The organism is Neotamlana sargassicola, from assembly GCF_020523965.1.
Lineage (GTDB): Bacteria > Bacteroidota > Bacteroidia > Flavobacteriales > Flavobacteriaceae > Neotamlana > Neotamlana sargassicola.
The window spans coordinates 14,501-37,022 of the sequence record NZ_JAJAPX010000001.1; the positions used below are offsets into that span (position 1 = coordinate 14,501).

20 protein-coding genes are annotated in these 22,522 nt (G+C 33.2%); 11 read left to right on the plus strand and 9 right to left on the minus strand.

Translation table 11 applies throughout. The features are described 5' to 3' along the window. Positions 1 to 11 precede the first annotated feature (11 nt). Genes LG651_RS00085 through rluF form a run of 4 tightly spaced genes read left to right on the plus strand, consistent with a single transcriptional unit; the run spans position 12 to position 2,545 of the window. On the plus strand, positions 12 to 563 hold the full coding sequence (locus LG651_RS00085) for a hypothetical protein (RefSeq protein WP_226694128.1): 552 nt from the start codon (positions 12 to 14) through the stop codon (positions 561 to 563). Positions 564 to 577: 14 nt separating this feature from the next. Further along, positions 578 to 943 carry a cupin domain-containing protein gene (locus tag LG651_RS00090; RefSeq protein WP_226694129.1) on the plus strand — a complete coding sequence of 122 codons (366 nt, stop codon included), beginning with the start codon at positions 578 to 580 and terminating at the stop codon, positions 941 to 943. 3 nt (positions 944 to 946) lie between these two features. Then, a complete protein-coding gene (locus LG651_RS00095) occupies positions 947 to 1,786 on the plus strand; it encodes an alpha/beta hydrolase (protein ID WP_226694130.1) in 840 nt (279 codons plus the stop codon). Positions 1,787 to 1,789: 3 nt separating this feature from the next. Next, on the plus strand, positions 1,790 to 2,545 hold the full coding sequence (rluF, locus tag LG651_RS00100; protein ID WP_226694131.1) for a 23S rRNA pseudouridine(2604) synthase RluF: 756 nt from the start codon (positions 1,790 to 1,792) through the stop codon (positions 2,543 to 2,545). Between the two features lie 50 nt (positions 2,546 to 2,595). Here the strand turns inward: rluF and folD are convergent, their stop codons facing one another. Together folD and ffh are read right to left on the minus strand one after the other, a co-directional pair. Beyond that, positions 2,596 to 3,471 carry a bifunctional methylenetetrahydrofolate dehydrogenase/methenyltetrahydrofolate cyclohydrolase FolD gene (gene folD / locus LG651_RS00105; RefSeq protein ID WP_226694132.1) on the minus strand — a complete coding sequence of 292 codons (876 nt, stop codon included), beginning with the start codon at positions 3,469 to 3,471 and terminating at the stop codon, positions 2,596 to 2,598. 103 nt (positions 3,472 to 3,574) lie between these two features. Next, positions 3,575 to 4,903, minus strand: coding sequence for a signal recognition particle protein (gene ffh / locus LG651_RS00110; protein WP_226694133.1), 1,329 nt, complete (start codon positions 4,901 to 4,903; stop codon positions 3,575 to 3,577). Positions 4,904 to 5,212: 309 nt separating this feature from the next. Here ffh and LG651_RS00115 point away from each other — a divergent pair, with 309 nt between their 5' ends. From LG651_RS00115 to LG651_RS00125, 3 genes are read left to right on the plus strand one after another with little or no spacing between them, the layout of a single operon-like run. Then, a complete protein-coding gene (locus tag LG651_RS00115) occupies positions 5,213 to 6,853 on the plus strand; it encodes a DUF1800 family protein (RefSeq protein WP_226694134.1) in 1,641 nt (546 codons plus the stop codon). Between the two features lie 3 nt (positions 6,854 to 6,856). Then, on the plus strand, positions 6,857 to 8,485 hold the full coding sequence (locus LG651_RS00120) for a DUF1501 domain-containing protein (protein ID WP_226694135.1): 1,629 nt from the start codon (positions 6,857 to 6,859) through the stop codon (positions 8,483 to 8,485). Between the two features lie 2 nt (positions 8,486 to 8,487). Beyond that, positions 8,488 to 9,249 (plus strand): NHL repeat-containing protein, encoded by a 762-nt coding sequence (locus LG651_RS00125; protein WP_226694136.1) that lies wholly within the window; start codon positions 8,488 to 8,490, stop codon positions 9,247 to 9,249. Between the two features lie 14 nt (positions 9,250 to 9,263). Here LG651_RS00125 and argS read toward each other — a convergent pair whose 3' ends face one another. Then, positions 9,264 to 11,045, minus strand: a complete 1,782-nt coding sequence (gene argS, locus LG651_RS00130; RefSeq protein ID WP_226694137.1) for an arginine--tRNA ligase — start codon at positions 11,043 to 11,045, stop codon at positions 9,264 to 9,266. A 414-nt stretch (positions 11,046 to 11,459) separates the two neighbouring features. Between argS and LG651_RS00135 the strand changes: the two genes are divergently transcribed. Next, complete coding sequence (locus LG651_RS00135) at positions 11,460 to 13,541, plus strand: tetratricopeptide repeat-containing sensor histidine kinase (protein ID WP_226694138.1); 2,082 nt, start codon at positions 11,460 to 11,462, stop codon at positions 13,539 to 13,541. Positions 13,542 to 13,547: 6 nt separating this feature from the next. Here the strand turns inward: LG651_RS00135 and ctlX are convergent, their stop codons facing one another. After that, positions 13,548 to 14,480, minus strand: a complete 933-nt coding sequence (ctlX, locus tag LG651_RS00140) for a citrulline utilization hydrolase CtlX (RefSeq protein WP_226694139.1) — start codon at positions 14,478 to 14,480, stop codon at positions 13,548 to 13,550. Positions 14,481 to 14,727: 247 nt separating this feature from the next. Here ctlX and LG651_RS00145 point away from each other — a divergent pair, with 247 nt between their 5' ends. Both LG651_RS00145 and LG651_RS00150 read left to right on the plus strand, forming a co-directional pair. Further along, positions 14,728 to 15,591, plus strand: coding sequence for a helix-turn-helix domain-containing protein (locus LG651_RS00145; RefSeq protein WP_226694140.1), 864 nt, complete (start codon positions 14,728 to 14,730; stop codon positions 15,589 to 15,591). Positions 15,592 to 15,748: 157 nt separating this feature from the next. Then, positions 15,749 to 16,153: a nuclear transport factor 2-like protein gene (locus tag LG651_RS00150; RefSeq protein WP_226694141.1), complete on the plus strand. Its 405-nt coding sequence runs from the start codon at positions 15,749 to 15,751 to the stop codon at positions 16,151 to 16,153. A 24-nt stretch (positions 16,154 to 16,177) separates the two neighbouring features. Here LG651_RS00150 and LG651_RS00155 read toward each other — a convergent pair whose 3' ends face one another. Further along, positions 16,178 to 17,155 (minus strand): polyprenyl synthetase family protein, encoded by a 978-nt coding sequence (locus LG651_RS00155; RefSeq protein WP_226694142.1) that lies wholly within the window; start codon positions 17,153 to 17,155, stop codon positions 16,178 to 16,180. Between the two features lie 266 nt (positions 17,156 to 17,421). On the opposite strand from LG651_RS00155, the gene LG651_RS00160 reads away from it, so the two are divergent. Next, positions 17,422 to 18,237, plus strand: a complete 816-nt coding sequence (locus tag LG651_RS00160) for a T9SS type A sorting domain-containing protein (RefSeq protein WP_226694143.1) — start codon at positions 17,422 to 17,424, stop codon at positions 18,235 to 18,237. A 65-nt stretch (positions 18,238 to 18,302) separates the two neighbouring features. On the opposite strand, the gene rlmN is transcribed toward LG651_RS00160, so the two are convergent. From rlmN to LG651_RS00180, 4 genes are all read right to left on the minus strand, one after another. Next, entirely contained in the window at positions 18,303 to 19,343 is a 1,041-nt protein-coding gene (rlmN, locus tag LG651_RS00165) for a 23S rRNA (adenine(2503)-C(2))-methyltransferase RlmN (protein WP_226694144.1), read from the minus strand. 214 nt (positions 19,344 to 19,557) lie between these two features. Further along, on the minus strand, positions 19,558 to 20,607 hold the full coding sequence (queA, locus tag LG651_RS00170; protein WP_226694145.1) for a tRNA preQ1(34) S-adenosylmethionine ribosyltransferase-isomerase QueA: 1,050 nt from the start codon (positions 20,605 to 20,607) through the stop codon (positions 19,558 to 19,560). A gap of 77 nt (positions 20,608 to 20,684) precedes the next feature. Then, a complete protein-coding gene (aroA, locus tag LG651_RS00175) occupies positions 20,685 to 21,908 on the minus strand; it encodes a 3-phosphoshikimate 1-carboxyvinyltransferase (RefSeq protein ID WP_226694146.1) in 1,224 nt (407 codons plus the stop codon). A 286-nt stretch (positions 21,909 to 22,194) separates the two neighbouring features. Then, a complete protein-coding gene (locus LG651_RS00180) occupies positions 22,195 to 22,521 on the minus strand; it encodes a nucleotide pyrophosphohydrolase (RefSeq protein ID WP_226694147.1) in 327 nt (108 codons plus the stop codon). Position 22,522: the final 1 nt, after the last annotated feature.

Below are 22,522 nucleotides of genomic sequence, written 5' to 3' on the forward strand. Positions count from 1 at the left end.
ACTATTATTTAATGCGAAAATTAATTTTTGGCACTATTGCCCTATCTCTCATACTTACAAATTGTAAAAATGAGCAAGACCCTTTTAAAATTGAAAAACAAAATGTTGGGTTATTAACCGATTCTACACAGGTTAAAGACTTAAAAACTATTTTTGCCAACGATTCTATTTCAAAATTTGAAAGCGGCGAAGACTTTTCTGGAGATATAAACACAATAGAAATTTTTGAAAAAGGAGGCAAAAAACTTTTGGTACTAACACCTGAACGTATTTTAGATTCCACTTCGGTTATCCAAGGTGTTCAAATTGTAGACTCTCGTTTTAAAACCGATAAAAATATTTCAACCTTAAGCACGTTTAAAGATATAGCTTCGGCATATAAAATATCTAAAATTAGCAACTTAATTAATTCGGTATTAATTACCGTAAACGAACTAAATGCCAGTTTTGCCATTAGTAAAGACGAGCTTCCTGCTAATTTACGATTCGATATGAAGCTGCAAATAGAAGAAACTCATATTCCAGATAATGCTAAAATAAAATACTTTTTTATTAACTGGTAATAACAATTAAATTAATGAGCAAGAAGTACGTTATTCAAAACAACCCTTTTATTGTGCCAACTACCGACGGTAAAACAATAAAAGAACACTTTGGAAACGCAACTACAGGCAATTCACAAATTAGTATTGCCCACATGGTTGCGCCTCCCGGTTGGAGCGAACCATTTCAAACCCCAGAATTCGACGAGTACACTTTTATTATAAAAGGCAAAAAACAATTTATAATTGAAGACGAGGTTGTAACTTTGCAAGCAGGACAATCTATTAAAATTGAAAAAAACACGCGCGTTCAATACTCCAATCCTTTTAAAGAAGACTGCGAGTATTTGGCGATATGCTTACCGGCATTTTCAATGGATTTGGTTCATCGAGAAGCATAGCAAATGAAAAAAATCATACAAAAAAATCTTCCAAAAATAATTGGAACATCGTTAAATACCATAAGCTTTATCGCACCAAAATATGCGACTACAAAAGCTTTAGATATTTTCATGACGCCAAGAAAAGGGCGCATTCAAGAAAAACAACACGAATTTTTAAACACTGCCTCCCAGCTTAAATTAGATTATAAAAACCATAGCATTCAAACCTATAATTGGCCTGGAACCGAAAAAACAATTTTATTAGCTCATGGTTGGGAAAGTAATAGCTACCGCTGGAAAGTTTTAATTAACAAACTCAAAAAATTCAACTACAATCTCGTTGCGCTCGATGGGCCTGCACATGGAAAATCGAGTGGCACTAAGTTTAATGCCATTTTATATTCCGAATTTATAAATGTAGTCGCTAACCATTACAAACCTAATATTATAATTGGTCATTCCGTTGGTGGCATGTCTTCTATTTTTTTTCAGCATAATTATCAAATTAAAACTTTAGAAAAATTAGTATTGTTAGGAGCTCCATCAGAATTTACCAAAATTTTTAAGTCCTATGTAAAAATGCTGAATTATAACAGTAAAATTGAAGATGGACTTAATAAGATGGTTGAAAAACGATTTGATAATGAAACGGCCTATTTCTCATCGGCTAATTTTACTAAAAAAATAGAAACCGAAGGCTTAATTATTCACGATAAGCAGGATAAAATTATTGGCTACGATGAAGCCAAACTCATAGCGAGAAACTATAAAAATTCAACCTTAAAAACCACAGAAGGTTTTGGCCATGGTTTAAAAGATGATAGTATTGATGATGCTATAATTAACTTTATAAACAACTAAGTTTTGAGCGATAATTTAACACGATTAAACAAATATTTAAGTGAAGTTGGCTACTGCTCTAGGCGAGAAGCCGATAAACTTATTGATGCGGGCAGAGTAACTATAAACGGTGTCGTACCAGAAATGGGAACCAAATTTGCGCCCAACGACGTGGTTGCTGTTGATGGTGAAATTATTAAAAACACAAAAAAGAGTTTTGTTTATTTAGCTTTTAATAAACCAGTTGGTATTGTTTGTACAACAGATACGAATATTGAAAAGGACAATATTATAGATTTTATAAATTATCACAAGCGTATTTTCCCCATTGGAAGACTCGACAAGCCAAGTGAAGGTTTAATTTTATTAACCGATGATGGCGACATCGTAAACAAAATTCTTCGTGCTAGCAACAACCACGAAAAAGAATATATAGTTACAGTTGATAAGCCTATTTCGCAAACCTTTTTAGAGCGTATGCGCGGTGGTATTTTCTTGGAAGAATTAAAACAAACTACCAAAAAATGTAAGGTTGAAAAATTAAGCACTTACAAATTTAAAATTGTTTTAACCCAAGGTTTAAACCGCCAGATTAGACGCATGTGTAGCTATTTAAACTACGAAGTACAAACCTTAAAACGCGTTAGAATAATGAATATAACACTCGATATGCCCATTGGAAAATATCGAGAACTAACCAAAGAAGAGTTTATAAACTTAAATAAACTTTTAGAGCATTCTACAAAAACGTTTACTCCTAAAACAAGAAAAAGGAATTAATAAAAATATTAATTCCTTTTCTATATTATATTCTTCTCTAAAAGCGTTTACTATCCGTGACGCTCTCTAGCAAGTAGTGTGTTTTTTAATAGCATCGCAATCGTCATTGGCCCAACACCACCAGGAACAGGTGTAATGTAGCTAGCTTTTTTGCTAACGCTTTCAAAATGCACATCGCCTGCAAGTCTGTAACCATTCTTTTTGGTTTGGTCTGGTACACGCGTAATACCAACATCTATTACCACAACATCTTCTTTAACCATATCGCCAGTTAAAAACTCCGAAATACCAATGGCGGCCACAATAATATCGGCACCTAAGGTAATCTCTTTTAAGTTTTTAGAACGGCTATGAACCACTGTTACTGTAGCATCTCCTGCCTTACGTTTCTGGCTCATTAAAATACTCATTGGGCGACCAACAATATGGCTGCGCCCCATAACAACAACATTTTTACCCGATGTTTCTACTTGGTAACGCTCAAGTAATTCCATAATTCCATATGGTGTTGCAGGTAAAAAGGTTGGTAAATCTAAAGCCATACGGCCAACATTTGTAGGATGAAATCCATCAACATCTTTATCAGGATCTATGGCCATTAAAACTTTTTGCTCATCAATTTGATCAGGCAATGGTAATTGAACTATAAAACCATCAATATCAGCATCTTTATTTAATTTATTGATGGTATCTAACAATTCTTCTTCAGAGGTATATTCGGGTAACTCAATAAGTGTTGATTTAAAACCTATTTTTTCACAGGCTTTTACTTTGGCGTTTACATAAGTCATACTAGCGCCATCACTTCCTACTAAAACTGCAGCTAAATGTGGTACTTTTTCTCCTTTAGAAATCATTGCAGACACATGTTCTGCAATTTCATTTTTAATGTCGTTACTTACTTTTTTACCGTCTAAGATTGTCATAAATTTTCTCGCAAAGGCGCAAAAGACGCCAAATTTTATTTATTATTTTTTTATGCTTCGACTGCGCTCAGCATGACACTTCTAACTTCTAACTTCTAACAAATTAACGCATATTCTTCATCATTTGCATCATCTTTTTGCCGCCACCACCTTGCATCATTTTCATCATCTTACTCATTTGGTTAAATTGTTTCAATAACTGATTAACCTCTTGAACAGATGTTCCAGATCCTTTTGCAATACGCTTTTTTCTACTAGCATTTAATACTGAAGGTGTTGAGCGTTCGCCTGGAGTCATAGAATGTATAATAGCTTCAATACCTTTAAACGCATCGTCATCTATATCTACATCTTTAAGCATTTTTCCAGCTCCAGGTATCATGCCCATAAGGTCTTTCATGTTACCCATTTTTTTAATTTGCTGAATCTGACTTAAAAAATCATCGAAACCAAATTGATTTTTAGCAATTTTCTTTTGAAGTTTTCTTGCTTCTTGTTCATCAAACTGCTCTTGAGCTCTTTCTACAAGTGATACAACATCACCCATACCCAAAATACGATCGGCCATACGCGATGGATAGAAAACATCTATCGCCTCCATTTTTTCACCTGTACCAATAAATTTAATCGGTTTATTTACTACAGATTTTATAGAAATTGCTGCACCACCACGAGTATCACCATCTAACTTGGTAAGAATAACACCGTCGAAATTCAATACATCGTTAAAGGCCTTAGCTGTATTAACAGCATCTTGCCCTGTCATAGAATCTACAACAAACAGGGTTTCTTGAGGTTGAATAGCTTTATGAATATTCGATATTTCGGTCATCATTGCTTCGTCTACAGCTAAACGACCAGCGGTATCTATAATTACAACATTATTTCCGTTTGATTTTGCATGTGCAATTGCCGCTTGCGAAATAGCCACCGGATCGTTATTTCCTCTATCGCTAAAAACCTCTACACCTATTTGCTCTCCAACAACATGCAACTGATCGATCGCCGCAGGACGATATACATCACAAGCTACTAATAGTGGTTTTTTTGTTTTTTTATTTTTTAAATAATTAGCAAGCTTACCAGAAAAAGTGGTTTTACCCGAACCTTGTAAACCCGACATTAAAATTACGCTTGGTGCTCCCGATAAATTAATACCTTCTGCATCGCCACCCATAAGTTCGGTTAACTCATCTTTTACAATTTTCACCATTAATTGCCCTGGTTGTAACGTAGTTAATACGTTTTGCCCAAGTGCTTTTTCTTTAACAGTATTAGTAAATTGTTTAGCTATTTTAAAGTTAACATCGGCATCAAGTAAGGCACGTCTAACTTCCTTTAAAGTCTCTGCTACATTAACCTCTGTTATACTTCCATGCCCTTTTAATACGTGTAAGGCTTTATCTAATTTATCGCTTAAATTATTAAACATAATGCTCTTTAAATTTTAAGAACTGCAAATTTAGTAATTTGATGTTTAATTTTTGATATTTCATCCCATAAAGTGAGCAAAAAGAATTGTTTTAAACTTTATACATTATTCTAAATCTGCCTCTAATTAATCGACCATTTAACACTTTTTTAAAAAAAATCAACTTTTATTGTTCTAGTGACATCTATTTATATATCATAGACGTATATTTAAACAATTAATCCTCCCTTGATATATTTCACAAAATATAAACTTTATTGCTGTATATTTTTTAAAGCCTTGTAATAACCTAACCGAAAATTATTTTTTATGGCGTCACTCAATCCGCTTACAAGTAATTTAGACCAACGAAAAGCTAAGCACTTACTACGAAGAGCAACTTTTAACTTTTCGAAAAACCAATTAGATAGTTTTATCGGCACAACCGCTCTCAATGCTGTAAACACCTTATTCACCCCAACAACTAATACCTTAGCAGAACCTTACGACCCGCTTCCTGCAGATGCACCAGATGGTTTTTGGACATCGGCAACTGCATTACCAAATTCTTTTGATAATCAACCCAGAAAGCGCGCTATAGTAACAGGATGGTGGTGGTATAATGCCATGAACGAAACAAGTTTAAAACACAAATTATCGTTTTTTCTGCACACCTGTTTTACCGTTGCCAAAGACGATGGCGCAGGAGCCGCAACGTATTATTATGACTATTTACGGTTACTTGATTTTTATGCTTTTGGTAGTATAAAAACTTTAGCTAAAAAAATGACTCTAGATAACGCAATGCTAGAGTATTTAGATAATACTAGAAACAACAAAAACAACCCTAACGAAAATTACGCCAGAGAGTTTTTCGAATTATTTACAATTTTAGAAGGAGAACAAATAGGCGCAGGAAATTATACTAACTACACAGAAACAGATATACAACAAGCCGCAAAAGTACTTTCTGGTTATAAAAAACAAGAAGATAGGAGTATTATTGATGCTGAAACAGGCCTACCAACAGGCTATATAAATGAAGAACTCCACGATACCGATAATAAAACTTTTAGCGCTGCTTTTGGAGGCGCAACCATTACAGGCAGAGAAACACCTACTGATATTCTAGATGAATTAAGCGATTTTGTAGATATGGTTTTTTCGCAAGAAGAAACAGCTAAAGCATACTGCCGAAAATTATATAGATATTTTGTTAAGAGTAATTGGGATGAAGAAGTTGAAACCGATATTATTACTCCTCTAGCTCAAGAACTTATAAGTAACGACTACAATATTGAGCCCGTTGTAAAAACCTTATTATGTAGCCAACACTTTTATGATGCAGATGACACAGATGCTTCAGATGAAATTATTGGTAGCATTATAAAAAACCCTATGCAACACCTCTCTGAAATGTGCGCGATGTTTAATGTTACTTACCCTGACCCAAATACCGATACCTTAAATTTTTATAACACGTTTTTTTACAGATTTATACACAATGCCTATTTTTCGTATGCCGGTATGGGATTTTTTAGTCCAGAAGAAGTTGCTGGATATCCTGCTTATTACCAAGAACCACTTTACGACAGAAACTGGTTTTCATCTAACACAATTATAGGCAGATACAGACTCGTGGAAAGCTTCATTGCTGGAGAAAACACCATTAGCAATGGTGATACTTATGCGCTACTCGATACCGTAAAATTTGTTGAAGATAATATTGCAAACGCTTCAGATCCGGTTTTACTCGTTACCGAAATTGCCGATTTATTATACCCTGAAGCTATAGACGAAGACAGAACAAACTACTTTAAAAGTTTTTTAGTAGAAGAAGGCTTTCCTGACTATTATTGGACAGGCACCTGGAACAACTACTTAAGTTCCAACGACAATGTAACCGTAAAAATACGCCTCGACGCCTTAATTACAGCTATGGTTAATGCTGCCGAATTTCAATTAATGTAAACTATGAACAGACGTAACTTTATAAAACTTTCGGCAACTGCTTCTGTTATGGGCTTAACACCTATACAGCTTCAAGCCGCTTTAAAAACGTTTACTCCTTATTTAGAATGTCCCGATATTTCTAACCGTAAACTTATTTTAATAAACTTAGCAGGTGGTAACGATGGCCTAAACACTGTTGTTCCTTTAAATCAATATGATCTTTACAGCAACTTACGCCCCACTATAAAAGTACCTATTTCTGGAAGCAACAAATACTTAACACTAGATAGCACTTTGCCAGACAACCAACAAATTGGACTTAACCCCGCTTTAACCGGCATGAAAAGCTTATACGATAAAGGTTGGCTTCGTGTTTTACAATCGGTTGGCTATCCTTCGCAAAATCGCGGACATTTCACTTCAACCGATTTATATTTATCAGGAAACGACGGTAATAGCTTATTAAACGGTGCAGAAACAGGCTGGATGGGACGTTTCATGGAACTATATTATTCCGATTTAATTGTAGAATCATATCCGTTAGGCATTCAAATAGGCTCAAACAATACATCTTTAGGATTTCATGGAGAAGAAGCTCATGGCTTATCAATAAATTTAACACGACAAGATACCGCAGGTTTTTATTCTGTTTTAAATGGTTTAGCAGGCGAGCCACCGTTAAATTTTCCAGATTCAGATTATGGCGATCAACTTCGCTTTTTAACAGATACAGATTCTTTAACCAACACATACGCCCAGTATATTTCTGCCGCTTTTGAAAAAGGTGAAAACACCGTAACATACCCAGATACCGATTTATCAAATCAACTAAAAACTGTAGCTCGCTTAATTAGTGGCGATTTAGGTACTAAAATTTACTTAGTTCGTATTTCTGGTTTTGATACGCACGACGCTCAAGTTGAAGACCTTGGCGGCGTTAATGGCTCACATTACAACTTATTATCTAATTTATCTGAAAGTGTTGAAGCCTTTATTACAGATTTAGATCGACAAAACCTATCGGAAGATGTAGTTGGTTTAACTTTCTCAGAATTTGGAAGGAAAGCTAAAGAAAACGGCAACATGGGAACCGACCATGGTGAAATTGCCCCCATGTTTGTTTTTGGTAAAGCTGTTAAAGGCGGCGTATCTGGTGAAAACCCAGATTTAACCGAAGCTACTAGCTACAATAACTACCAATTAAAAACCGTACAATTCGATTATAGACAAACGTTTGCTACGCTACTTCAAAATTTTATTGGGGCAGATAATTCCATAATTGATGCCACATTTTTTAATCATACACTTAACGAAAGCTTCAATAATTTAAAAGTAGAAAACTTAATAAAAAGTGCCTACGATGTTACAACAGGCTGTGTTCCTATAACCAACAATCCTTTAGGAGAAGATAAACTATGGTTGGTTTACCCAAACCCTTTCAGATCCACCGTTAATATTTCTGGCGTTAATGTGGTAGAAAGCATTTCATATAGAATTTATAGCGCCTCTGGTGTGCTATTAATTGAAAGTACTGATTTGGTAGACGAAGGTAAAGTTACCTTAAACCTTTCTCAATTTAGTAATGGTGTTTATTTTTTCGTTATTCTTTATGGTGATAAAAAAGAGGTTCATAAAATTATAAAATCGTAAATATGGTCGGCACAAAAATTTTAAGACGTCTTTTTGTAGCATTTTTACTGGGCTACTGCCTAATTTCCTGTAATCGCAACAAGCCTGTTTACAATATTGATAGAACGCCCACCGAACCTGTAACGTACAAATGGTGGATTTTGACTCATAAAAACTATCAAAAACCAGGTATTTATTTATATGATGAAGAAACCGGTTTAATAGAATTAGAAATTAGCTTACCAGACGATTTACAATCTCCACACGCTCTTGCTTTTGACGGAGAATATTTATGGGTTGGCGGCAACGGAGAAAACGAATCGATGTACCAAATAAATCCTGAAACTGGCGAAGTGGTTAACACAATTTCTAATATTATTACTGAAGGTATTGCAGTAAAAGATGATTACATTTATTACTCTAACCTAAACACCATTAATATTATTACAAAAAATGGAAGTTTTGTTGACGCGTTTGAAACAGAAAACACAGCATTAAATATTTCTGATATTACCATTTTCGAAAACAACCTATATTATTTACGTTATTCTGAAACTGACCCCGTTATAAAATTAAATTTAAACACATATTCTGAAACTCCAATAACTGGCTTAACCACCTCTGGAACGTATTGCTTAACCTATTTCGATTATGAACTAATTACTGTATCTGCCCTAAACGAAATAAACCATAATAGCATACAAAACGGCGATTTACTTAGCAGTTCCCCAACTAATTTTGAAGGTTGGATAACTGCGATAACACCTCATTTTACAGTAGAATAAACCTAAATTAGAAGTTACATGCGCTCTGGCACATTAATTCCTAATAAGCCAAAGGCGTTTTTTATAGTATTTGCCACAACTTGAGATAGCTGTACTCTAAATACTTTTTCTTGCTCATTATCGGCACCAAGAATTGATACATTTTGATAAAATGAATTAAACTCTTTCACCAAATCGTAGGTATAATTTGCAACCAATGCTGGACTATGATTTTGCGCTGCATTTTGCACTACTTCTGGAAATAATTGTATTTGCTTTAAAAGCTCTTTTTCTTTTGAATGCAAAGCAATAGAATATTCTACATCTTTTGATTCCTTTAAATCAGCTTTTCGCAAAATAGATTGAATTCTTGCGTAAGTATATTGAATAAAAGGCCCTGTGTTTCCTTGAAAATCGATAGACTCTTTTGGATCGAATAATATGCGTTTTTTAGGATCAACTTTTAATATGTAATATTTTAAAGCACCTAAACCAATAGTTTTATAAAGTGCTTTTTTCTCAGCTTCAGAATAACCATCTAGCTTCCCTAACTCTTCCGAAATTTCTTCGGCCGTAGTTGCCATATCAACAATTAAATCATCTGCATCAACAACAGTACCTTCGCGACTTTTCATTTTTCCGCTAGGTAAATCTACCATTCCGTAACTTAAATGATATAAATTTTCGGCCCAATCGAACCCTAATTTCTTCAGAATTAAAAATAACACTTGAAAATGATAATCTTGCTCGTTACCAACTGTGTAAACCATACCGCCAACATCTGGATAATCCTTTACACGTTGTATAGCCGTACCAATATCTTGGGTCATGTAAACAGCAGTGCCATCGGCTCGCTGTACAATTTTTTCGTCTAAACCATCTTCTGTTAAATCGCACCAAACAGAACCGTCTTCTTTTTTATAAAAAACACCTGTTTTTAAACCTTCGGCAACAAACTCTTTTCCTAATAAATAGGTGTTGCTTTCGTAATAAAGCGTATCGAAATCTACACCTAAATTATTATATGTTTGGTTAAACCCGTCGTATACCCAATTGTTCATTTTATGCCAAAGCGCCACTACTTCATCATCTCCTGCTTCCCATTTACGAAGCATATCTTGAGCTTCTAATAAAATTGGAGCTGTTGCTTTTGCTTCCTTTTCATCTATTCCAGAATTAATAAGGTTTTGTATTTCCTTTTTGTATTCTTGGTCGAACTTAACATAATAATTACCAACTAACTTATCGCCTTTTAAGCCTGTACTTTCTGGTGTTTCGTTGTTTCCAAAACGTTTCCAAGCCAACATACTTTTACAAATATGTATACCACGGTCGTTTATAATTTGGGTTTTATAAACTTTTTTACCCGAAGCCTTTAAAATTTCGGCAACACTGTAACCTAATAAGTTGTTTCGAATGTGCCCTAAATGCAATGGTTTATTTGTGTTTGGTGAAGAATACTCTACCATAACAGCTTTTTCATTAGCCGCAGGAGAAACAAACCCAAATTGAGTTTCGTCTTTTATTTTATTGAAAAAATCGATGTAATAACTTTCGTTTATTTCAATATTTAAAAACCCTTTTACAACATTGTATGCCTTTACATCATTAGCATTTTCTACTAAATAATCACCAATTGTTTCACCAATTTGTACTGGATTTCCTTTAACAAAACGTAACATAGGAAAAACTACAACAGTAATATCTCCAGCAAATTCTTTTCTGGTCGCTTGAAATTCTACAGTTTCAATATCAACGTCGTATTTAGCTTTTACAGCTTCTTTTACAAAATTTGTTAAGGTATTTTGAAGACTCATTGCAAAGTGTTTTTAAGCTCGCAAATATAGTAAGTTTTTGTTGTTTTTGTTTAACACAATTAAGAAGATTGAAGCACGTTATAAATGCAAGGTATTTAGCACAAAATAACATTTGTTAATGATTTCGCATAAATTTTAAATAATCATTACAAATAACATCAATTTACTCATTTTCAGGCTACGAATTAAAAGCTTCACTTTGTCGATGCTATTCGTCTAATTTATTAGCGTTAAAACGTAGAAATTAGAATTGAACATAGCAATTTTCATTTTTTTGTCTTGTAATGCTATTATTAAATTCGCTATAAAGCGGCAAACTATTAACCTAGTATAATTTACAACCTTTACGCATTTAAAAGTCCCTCAAACTTAAATGCCATTTACAAAGTTGCGTAAAATGTAATGGAATAATTTATGAGGATAAATTTTTTAATATTTTTATACTTAATAACCTTTATTGGATTCTCTCAAACCAAAGATGATGATATTGATTCGTTAGCCATTGAGCTTGCCTTTCAAGAACAAGATTCTCTTAAGGTTAAGACTTCTTTAAAGCTTATAAAATCCCTTTACAATAATGGTTCGTACGATAGAGCACTACAGTATGTTATTGAAAGTGAAAAACTATCGAATACGTTAAACTACAAAGATGCTCAAGCCGAAATAACCTATTACAAATCTTTAATTTACGATAAAAAAGGCGATTACATTAATGCTATTAGCGGCTTTTCGAAAAGCAAGGATTTATATAAAGCACTTAACGACACTATTAACATTGCTAAAGTAAACAATAGCATTGGTTTAATTGAAGTAAAAAAAGGCAACTACAAAAAGGGACTACAACACACCTTGATTGCTGTAAAACATCTAGAAAACACAACACATTATAACGAATTAAATATTGCATACACCAATTTAGCAAACACCTACAATTATTTTAACGAAACCGATAAGGCCATTGACTATTATACAAAAGCCTTAAACTTGCAAAAATTGTTAAATAACACAACCGATAGAGTTGCTACAAATTTTAAATTAGCCGAATTATATTCGCTTAAAAAGGAACACAGAAAAGCAATTGAGGTGTATGAAAACATGCTAGCTAACGACAGCTTAAATCGTTCGGACCGCGCCCACCTTTACCCCAAACTTGGTGGCGAATATTTAAAATTTAACGATTTTGAAAATGCTTCAAAATACCTTATTAGAGGATATAACCTAAATGTTAACAATAATAAAACCGAAGACTTTTTAATTGTTTTAAATCATTTAAGCCAACTTAATATTAATAAAAACAGACTAGTTATTGCCGAAAAACAATTACAAAAATCGGGAGAATTGGCTAAAAAGTTAAATAGCAACAAAGAGTTACTAAGGCATTATATGCTAATGAAAACTTTAGACTCTATTAAAAAGCGGTTTGATAAAGCTTACATTTGGCAACAAAAATATTACGAATTAAATACAGCGATACTTAAAGAACAAAATCAACTATCAAATCAAATTGCATCATCTACAATTAACGAAACTAATGTATCGAGTTTCGATAGTTTAATTAATGAAACCGAAACCAAACCAATTGTTAAGCCAATTGAAAACACTTATTCTGACAACGAAAACTACAATAAATTAAAACTTTTATTTTACGCAGTTTTAGCAGCACTTGCAATTGTTTCTACTTTCTTAATTTTTATGTATGTAAAACGCAATAATACAATTAGATACACCCAAGAATTAGAAGAAAAAAATATTAAAATAGAATTACAAAATGAAGCTTTTTTAGAGCAAACCAAACACCTTGAAAGCGTAAATAATGTAAAAGACAAACTTTTCTCTATAGTTTCGCACGATTTAAAAGATTCACTCTCTTCTATTACCGGTTTTATTGAACTGCTAAGAGACGGATCGCTGTCGCGAGATGAGTTTGAAAATCTTATACCCGAACTTAGTGAAAACGCAAGCAACGCCTCATTACTTTTATTTAACTTATTAAATTGGTCGAAATCGCAAATGCAATCTTTAGAACCTAAACCAACTCTTTTTGATGTACAAGAGGTTTTTAAAGAAAAGGTAAAAATAATTGAAAATCGCCTGGACAGTAAAGGCATTTTTGTTAACGACCAATCGTTACGCGATTTTGCTTATGCAGATAGAAGCATGATTGAAATCGTGGTACAAAACCTACTTGCAAATGCCCTTAAATTTAGCAAAAAAGGAGATACCATTACGGTTTCTAATTACATTAGCAATGGTAATTGTATAATTAGTGTAGCCGATACTGGTGTAGGCATTTCAAAAGATAATATTGAAAAACTATTTAAAGGAAATTCGTTTACTACTATTGGAACCAATAATGAAAAAGGGACTGGTTTAGGGCTTTCTATTTGTAAAGAACTCGTTGAACTAAATAATGGAAAAATTTGGGTTGAAAGTACACTAGGCGTTGGTAGCAGCTTTTATGTACAATTACCAAAAAGCAGACCCAATACAGACTAATTATTATTATCCTTTAGGCAAAAACACTTCTGCCATCATACATCTGGCACTGCCACCACCACAAGTTTCAATAGTAAACAAGTTGCTAGATAAAATTTTACAATGCTTTTCAATTGTATTAATTTGTACCGGAGTTAAGGCTTTATATGCCGATTCGCTCATAACCAAATACTGATGATTGTTAGCACCTTTTACTTGCAACATATTTCCTGCAAATTGCTTTACCTGGTCCTCGGTAATATCAATAATTTCTTTTTTATTGTCTTTTAAACTTTTTACCACAGCTTTTCGTTCCTTTTTATCATCAATACAACCTAAACAAATTACAGCAAAGGTTTCCGCAATACACATCATTACGTTCGTATGATAAATTGGTTTTCTTTGGTTTTTATTGGTTTGGTAGGCGGTAAAAATAATTGGCGAATATTCAAAATCTTCACAGAATTCTATAAATAAATCTTCGTCTGCCCTTGGAGATAAAGCACAATACGCCTTTTGATTAACTCTATCGAGAATAACACTCCCCGTTCCTTCTAGAAAAACGTGCGCTTCTTCAGCGCTTGTATAATCTATAATATTATTAATTATAAAACCTTCGGCTTCGAGTGTTTCTAAAATATCTTCGCGACGCTCCAATCGACGGTTTTCGGCAAACATAGGATATAACCCTACATCGCCATTTTCGTGAAAAGACACCCAATTGTTAGGAAAAATAGAATCTGGGGTGTCGGTATCATCATTATCATTTACAACAATAACATTAACTCCTACCGCTTTTAATTTTTTAACGAAAGCATCAAACTCTCTTTGAGCTTCTTCATTAATATAATTATCATTTTCAGATATTGATTTCTGAAAATAATTATTAACCACCGTCTGCTCGTTTAACCTAAAATTAATAGGACGCACCATTAAAATGGCATTTGTTGTTTGATTCATTTTCTTTAACATTAAAATGTAAAATTAAAGGATTTATATTAAATAAAAACCCAAACATAACTTCTTTATTTTTAGATTTTTTCCTACATAATAAGTATATTTATTCTTTCTCCCTAATAACGAATAAAATAGCAAGAAGCTCAACTCTGTTTTTAGATCATAAATGCAGCTTTTAACATTAATTAACTGAATAACCTAATTTAAGCTTATGTTGCACTTTAAAACGCTTGCCTCATTTTATAAAGCTATGAATCTAACCACCCCACCTAACCCAAATTTTGACATTAGGAGGCTAGAAGACCTTATGCTTAATATTAAAAATGAATTTAAACCTATAAAACATGAATTTTACGCCATTGAATTGAAACTGGAAGGAAGCGGAAAAACTACACATGGCCCTTACGTGAAGAACCTAAGTAATCCTTCCATTATGATTTATACCCCGTTTCAAATAATTTCATGGGATATTAATTTAGACTGGAAAGGCTATTACATTATTTTCACAAAAGACTTTATAGCACAATCTAAACTTTTGAATGCTGTAATTAACGAATTTGATTATTTTAAAATTGACAAAGCCATACCTTTTGAAATTGAAAAAACTGAAGCTTACCAATTATTATCAATATTCAATAGTATTGAACACGAAAATAATAACCGTGAATTACAATCTAGTAAAGTAATAGAATCTCAGTTAATAGTTTTATTAAATTTAGTACAACGATTTTATTTTAAACATATAAACCTTAAAACAAATAATGCTCACAGTTCTAAAACCGTTATTTTCTTAAAGTTTCAATCTTTGCTAAACGAAAGCTTTAACAATTCGAATAAAGCCAACACACATTCGCCTAAATACTATGCAGATATTTTAGCGATACACCCCAATCATTTAAATGCTATTATAAAACAAACTTCTGGTTACACAGCCAAATCGTATATAAATAACTATATTATTGTATTGGCTAAATCAAGGCTTATACAAACTACATTAAGCATAAAAGAGATCGCTTACCAATTACACTTTAAAACACCTAACAGTTTTAGTAGCTTCTTTAAAAAACACACCCATTTAACCCCAAATACGTTTAGAAAAAATAATAGTCTTTAATTTTTAAACTTTTCTATGTGAAATTGATAGTTTCAATTTAAAACTTTTAACCATCTTTGGTTAAATGGAAATAAAAACCTACAAACAAATACAACTTAACGATTAAATATGCATTTTATGAGCTAAAATTATAACCTTCTAATCCTATTAACTACCCATGAATAAGTCATTACTTACGAAACATAAATTGATAGAGTCTTATTTTAATGCATTAAAAGTAAATAATGCAACAATATTAACTGATTTATTTAGCCCTAACGCGATGATGAGTAGACCAAACCAAGCGTTTGACTACCCATATACCCTAATAGGAAAAGATAAGATTAACCAATACTGGAATAAAATATTTTCGGAGTATAATATTTCTGACTTAACAATAAAAGAAATTGAAAAAGTTAACGAACGAAATACTTACATAATTAAACATGTAACAAATATTAAAACACTAAACAAACCCATAGAAAGTAAAACATTAAGCTTTACCAGTTTAGTTTTTGATAGTGATAATAAAATTGAAAAATTTGTTGAAATTTTTTACCCTTTAACTAAAATAAAAATTTAAAACAGGACTTATTGTTTATTAAAGCTACTTTTTCCTGTCAATCACATAATTTACCATAAGAAGCAAGGACCTTTTGTATTCAGAATCTGGATAAATACTTAAAATTTTTAAAGCCTCATCTTGAAAATCTTTCATTTTATTTACGGCATAATCTAATCCACCATTCGTTTTCACGTAGGTAATAACCTCTTTTACTCGTTTAGCATTTTTATTATGGTTTTTTACCGAGTTTATTAGCCATTTTTTTTCGGTTTTAGATGCTTGATTAAGTGCATAAATTAATGGTAAAGTCATTTTTTGCTCTTTTATATCTATCCCTGTTGGCTTACCAATTTGGGTTTCACCATAATCGAACAAATCATCCTTAATTTGAAAAGCCATCCCTATTAGTTCTCCAAATTTTCTCATATTTTCAACATGCACGGAGTTTGGCATAACCGAGGCAGCACCTAAACTGCAACAAGCTGCAATTAAAGTAGCTGTTTTTTGTCGAATAATTTCGTAATAAACAGTTTCGGTAATATCTAAATTTCTTGCTTTTTCAATTTGAAGCAATTCCCCTTCACTCATTTCACGAACTGCAATAGAAATAATTTTAAGTAAATCGAAATCGTTATTATCAATAGAAAGCAATAGCCCTTTTGAGAGTAAGTAATCACCAATTAAAACGGCAATTTTGTTTTTCCAAAGTGCATTTACCGAGAAAAATCCACGACGTTGGTTACTATCGTCCACCACATCATCATGAACTAAGGTCGCCGTGTGAATAAGTTCGATAACCGACGCTCCACGATAAGTACGCTCGCTTATTTCTCCACCGGACACCATTTTTGCCACCAGAAAAACGAACATTGGTCGCATTTGTTTACCCTTACGATTAACAATATAGTGGGTAATTCGGTTTAACAAAGCCACTTTACTCGACATGGAAAGTTTAAACTTTTTCTCGAAAAGTTCCATTTCGAAAGCTATAGGCTGTTTTATTTGTTCTACTATTTTCAAACTAATTTCTTCTGGGTTTCCACAAATCTAATAATAAAGTATAAATTCTTCCTAAAGGTTTAACAAAACTATATTTTAACATCTTAAAACTTTAAAATTTACTTAGAAAACTATTTAAAACGCAAATAACTATAATTTATAAAGTTAACACCTTAAAAACACTTTCAAAATTCAGTAAAAACAAAAATCAGACACTTTCTTCTCCGCTTATTTATTCTTATATTTATAATGTATCACTAACGTTAATTAATTCAAACACACCCTTTATGAAAAAAATTACTTTTTTTTACTTATTTTTTAGTTGTGCTATTTTGGTAAATGCACAAACAGCTCTTTGGTCTTCAAACTCGGATGACTTAACAGGATGGTCTATTTTTGATGGAGACGCTGATGGATTTAATTGGGGAGCATACTCCTCCGGCCTTGAAATTTATGGCTTTACAGGAACCTGTTTCTTATCTCAGTCTTACGATTGGACGAATGGGGTTGCCTTAACGCCTCAAAACTATTTATACTCTCCAACAATAACAATTCCATCTGATGCCGCCGTAATAACTTTTAAAATGAAGGCTGGTTCACCAGAACCTACTTACTATGCAGAGCAATATGCCGTATTGGTATATGATGTGGAGGATACAGAAACAGACGCTACTCCTATTTTTGTTGATACATTAACCGAAGGAGGTGAAAACACAGCAAAAACTATAAGCGCAGAAATTCCTGCCTCTTTTGCTTCAAAAAACATTCAATTTGTAGTTCTGCATTTCGACACTACAGATGAATATGCATTAATTGTTGATGATTTTGAAATTACGTATTCTACATCATTATCGGTTTCTGAAAACACACTTAGCATCGCAAGAATTTTTCCTAACCCTGTACACGATGTTGTTACTATTGACACAAATGAAACTATTGAAACTGCATCTGTGTATAGCCCAACTGGAAAAAGCATTATCGAGATACAACCCAATGCTATAACAAACAATAAAATTGATTTATCGAATTTAGAAAGTGGTTTATATTTTATGACTGTTAAATCTTTAACTAAATCGGCTACTGTAAAAATTATTAAAAACTAAATTTAATTTAAAATCTACAAAACAAAAAAAGCTGCACTTGCAGCTTTTTTTGTTTACATTTTTTATTAACTTTTATTTGCCAATTGCCCACAAGCAGCATCAATGTCTTTACCTCGGCTACGCCTTACTGTAACGGTAATATGATTTTTTTCAAGTACATTTACGTACATATCTATAGCAGAGGATTGTGCTTGCTGGAATTCGCCATCGTCAATTGGGTTATACTCAATAATATTTACCTTACTTGGTGCAAACTTGCAAAATTCTACAAGTGCATCGGCATCTTTTCTTTTATCGTTTATGCCTTTCCAAACTACGTACTCGTAGGTAATTCTGTTTTTTGTTTTTGCATACCAATATTGCAATGCCTCTCTTAAACTTGCTAATGGAAACGTAGCATTAAATGGCATTATGGATGTTCTCACCTCATCGATAGCGGAGTGTAAGGAAACGGCGAGCTTAAATTTAACATCGTCGTCGGCCATTTTTTTTATCATTTTAGGCACACCAGAGGTTGAAACTACTATTCGTTTAGGTGACATACCTAAACCTTCGGGTGATGTAATTTTATCGATGGCTTTTATTACATTATTGTAGTTCATGAGTGGTTCTCCCATTCCCATAAATACAATATTACTTAATGGCCTGTTATGGTATAATCTACTTTCGTTATCTATGGCTACAACTTGATCGTAAATTTCGTCTGGATTTAAATTACGCATTCGTTTTAAGCGTGCGGTTGCACAAAACTTACAGTCTAAACTACAACCTACTTGACTTGATACACATGCGGTAGTTCTTGTAGGTGTGGGTATTAAAACCGATTCTACAATTAAATCGTCGTGTAAGCGTACAGCATTTTTAATGGTTCCATCGCTGCTGCGCTGCATTTGATCTACTTGAATATGATTGATTACAAAATTGTTTTCTAACATTTCGCGTGTTTCTTTAGATATGTTTGTCATATCCTCGAAACTGTGTGCAGATTTTTGCCAAAGCCATTCGTAAACTTGATTTCCACGAAAGGCTTTATCGCCGTGTTCTACAAAAAAATTACGCAGTTGCTCTTTTGTTAATGCGCGAATGTCTTTTTTACTTGTTGCCATACTGGATGCAAAAATACGGAATAGTACACGAAATGTGTTTCTTGAATTACAATTTATAAATTGAAGTTAGCCTTTGCATTAGGGATTGAGGTATTGTTGGAGCTCTCCCAATTTATAAAATTGGGAAGCGACCACCGAAAGCCCGACCGCGCCCAAAGCGTGGTAATGCCATAAAAATAAAAAAGCCTTGAATTAACCAAGGCTTTTTATTGAATTATATGATTAACATGGCATCGCCGTAGCTATAAAACTTGTATTTTTCTTTTACTGCTTCTTCGTAAGCGCGTTTTACAAAATCATGCCCTGCGAACGCAGAAACCATCATTAATAGCGTTGATTTTGGTGTATGAAAGTTTGTTACCATGCAGTTTGCTATACTAAAATCGTATGGCGGGAAAATGAATTTGTTTGTCCAACCTTCCATTTCGTTTAACATACCACTTGACGACACAGAGCTTTCTATAGCTCGCATTACTGTTGTTCCTACGGCACAAACACGACGTTTTTCGTTTATACCACGGTTTACAATATCTACAGCTTTACTATCTATTGTAATTTCTTCGCTATCCATTTTATGTTTAGATAAATCTTCAACCTCAACTGGATTAAAAGTACCTAAACCTACGTGTAATGTTACCTCGGCAAAGTTTATTCCTTTAATTTCTAAACGCTTTAATAAATGTTTAGAGAAGTGTAAACCTGCTGTTGGTGCTGCTACAGCTCCTTCTTTTTTCGCGTAAATGGTTTGGTAACGATCTTCATCGTCTGGCTCTACATCTCTTTTTATGTATTTTGGTAATGGTGTTTCGCCTAATTCGTTAAGTTTTAAACGGAATTCTCTGTAAGACCCATCGTATAAGAAACGTAATGTACGCCCACGAGAGGTTGTATTATCTATAACCTCTGCTACTAGCGTGTCGTCATCTCCAAAATATAGTTTATTACCTATACGTATTTTACGTGCAGGATCTACTAAAACATCCCAAAGGCGTTGTTCTTCGTTTAATTCGCGAAGTAAAAACACTTCAATTCTTGCTCCTGTTTTTTCTTTATTTCCGTATAATCTTGCTGGAAATACTTTGGTGTTGTTAAGGATTAATACATCATCTTCATTAAAATAATCTATTAAATCTTTAAACATTTTATGCTCGATGGTTTGCTCTTTTCTGTTTAAAACCATTAAGCGTGATTCGTCTCTATTTTCTGCTGGATACTCAGCTAATAATTCGTTAGGTAAATCGAAACCAAAGTTTGATAATTTCATACGTGATATTTTATTTTATAACAAAGATTGCAAATATACAATCTGGAACAAGGGGTTGTCAAGTAATTAAGTAATTATTATTCAGATATTTTAAAACCCAGGGTTTTTAAATCGTCCCAGAATGTTGGATATGACTTTGATACAACCATAGCATCTTCAATCTCTACAGGCGATTTTAAAGCTATTGGCGCAAATGCCATAGCCATTCGATGGTCGTTATATGTTGCAATAGAAACGTTTTCAATAATTTTACTTGAAGGTTTTAAATGCAGCGATTTATCTGTTATTTCAACCTCGCCTCCTAATTTTTCTATTTCGGTTTTAAGAGCTACTAACCTATCGGTTTCTTTTATTTTTAGAGTATGAAGCCCGGTTAAATTACAAGCTATACCTAAAGCGAAACAAGTTACCGCAATGGTTTGCGCAATATCTGGTGCATTTTTTAGGTCTAACTCTAAGGTTTCTAAAGTTTTTTCTTCTTTAGATAAGGTTAAACTATTACCATTAAATACAGATTTAACACCAAAATGCTTGTAAATATTGATTAAAGCAGAATCGCCTTGAAGCGAATTTTCTTTATAAGATGATATAGTAACTTGAGTTCCTACCTCGCTTAAAGCCACAATACTGAAGTAATAAGATGCTGATGACCAGTCTGACTCTACAACTAAATTAGTTTTTGTTGGTTTTTCTTTATTTGGTTTTACCGTAATAACATTACCTGTAAATGCCGTTTCAACGCCAATTTCCTCAAGTAAACTGAGCGTCATTTTTATATATGGAATTGATGTTATTTCGCCATCTAACGTTAGCTCTAAACCATTTTCTAGTTTTGAAGCGATTAACAATAATGCGGAAATGTACTGGCTACTTACGTTTGCCTTTAACGTTACTTTACTTTGCGTTAGTTTTTTTCCTTTTATTTTTATTGGCGGAAAACCTTCGTTTTCAACATAACTTATTTCTGCACCTAAATCTTGTAAAGCTTCAACCAAAATTTTAATAGGCCGCTCTTTCATGCGTTTTGATCCTGTTAAAACTGTTTCTCTACCTTCTTGCACCGAAAAATATGCTGTTAAAAAACGCATTGCAGTTCCGGCATGATGAATATCAACTACGTTTGATTCTGTACTTAACGCATTCGTCATTAAATTGCTATCATCTGAATTTGAAATATTATCTAGCTTTAAACTTGGATAAAGTGCTTGTAAAAGCAATAATCTGTTTGATTCACTTTTAGAACCTGTAATTTGTATTGAAGATTGTTTGGCTATTTGAGATTTATGAAGCTTTAGTTGCATTTTTCTTTTGTATTGTAATATTGAAAACGGCAAATTTACTCGATAATACAGAGGAATGCTAAGTAATTTTCTTTTTTTTAAATACTTAACAGATTTTTAAAAAAAGTTAGAAAATATAGCAGCGTTTTTTTGCTAGCCAATTTAATCGCTGATATGCTTCGAATGCGCTCAGCATGACATTGAAGACATTTAATGTGTGTTTTAGGAATAGTTGAAGATGAGATGCTGAAACGAGTTCAGCATGACACCTTCAAATATATTTATCCTATAAAATTAGTCGTCTATGCTATTTAAGCTTTTCGTTATTGTGATGACGATCGTGGTCGCGTTTTCCTTTTTTATACATGCGCTTATCGAAAGCGGCTTGCAAATCTACACCTGTTTGATTCGCTAAACACAAGGTTACAAAAAGTACATCGGCAAGCTCTTCGCCTAAGTCTTTATTTTTATCGCTTTCTTTTTCGCTTTGTTCGCCGTAACGTCGCGCTATAATTCTTGCTACTTCACCAACCTCTTCGGTAAGTTGAGCCATATTTGTAAGTTCGTTAAAGTAGCGAACACCGTGTTCATTAATCCAATCGTCTACGTCTTTTTGGGCGTTTTTAATATCCATT

Coding starts and splice junctions, on each gene's coding strand:
- queA (WP_226694145.1), bottom strand. CDS start 20,607: ATGAAATTATCAAACTTTGGTTTCGATTTACCTAACGAATTATTAGCT.
- aroA (WP_226694146.1), bottom strand. CDS start 21,908: ATGCAACTAAAGCTTCATAAATCTCAAATAGCCAAACAATCTTCAATA.
- LG651_RS00150 (WP_226694141.1), top strand. CDS start 15,749: ATGAATAAGTCATTACTTACGAAACATAAATTGATAGAGTCTTATTTT.
- LG651_RS00090 (WP_226694129.1), top strand. CDS start 578: ATGAGCAAGAAGTACGTTATTCAAAACAACCCTTTTATTGTGCCAACT.
- LG651_RS00180 (WP_226694147.1), bottom strand. CDS start 22,521: ATGGATATTAAAAACGCCCAAAAAGACGTAGACGATTGGATTAATGAA.
- LG651_RS00145 (WP_226694140.1), top strand. CDS start 14,728: ATGAATCTAACCACCCCACCTAACCCAAATTTTGACATTAGGAGGCTA.
- LG651_RS00115 (WP_226694134.1), top strand. CDS start 5,213: ATGGCGTCACTCAATCCGCTTACAAGTAATTTAGACCAACGAAAAGCT.
- LG651_RS00135 (WP_226694138.1), top strand. CDS start 11,460: ATGAGGATAAATTTTTTAATATTTTTATACTTAATAACCTTTATTGGA.
- ctlX (WP_226694139.1), bottom strand. CDS start 14,480: ATGAATCAAACAACAAATGCCATTTTAATGGTGCGTCCTATTAATTTT.
- ffh (WP_226694133.1), bottom strand. CDS start 4,903: ATGTTTAATAATTTAAGCGATAAATTAGATAAAGCCTTACACGTATTA.
- argS (WP_226694137.1), bottom strand. CDS start 11,045: ATGAGTCTTCAAAATACCTTAACAAATTTTGTAAAAGAAGCTGTAAAA.
- LG651_RS00160 (WP_226694143.1), top strand. CDS start 17,422: ATGAAAAAAATTACTTTTTTTTACTTATTTTTTAGTTGTGCTATTTTG.
- folD (WP_226694132.1), bottom strand. CDS start 3,471: ATGACAATCTTAGACGGTAAAAAAGTAAGTAACGACATTAAAAATGAA.
- LG651_RS00125 (WP_226694136.1), top strand. CDS start 8,488: ATGGTCGGCACAAAAATTTTAAGACGTCTTTTTGTAGCATTTTTACTG.
- LG651_RS00085 (WP_226694128.1), top strand. CDS start 12: ATGCGAAAATTAATTTTTGGCACTATTGCCCTATCTCTCATACTTACA.
- rlmN (WP_226694144.1), bottom strand. CDS start 19,343: ATGGCAACAAGTAAAAAAGACATTCGCGCATTAACAAAAGAGCAACTG.
- LG651_RS00120 (WP_226694135.1), top strand. CDS start 6,857: ATGAACAGACGTAACTTTATAAAACTTTCGGCAACTGCTTCTGTTATG.
- LG651_RS00095 (WP_226694130.1), top strand. CDS start 947: ATGAAAAAAATCATACAAAAAAATCTTCCAAAAATAATTGGAACATCG.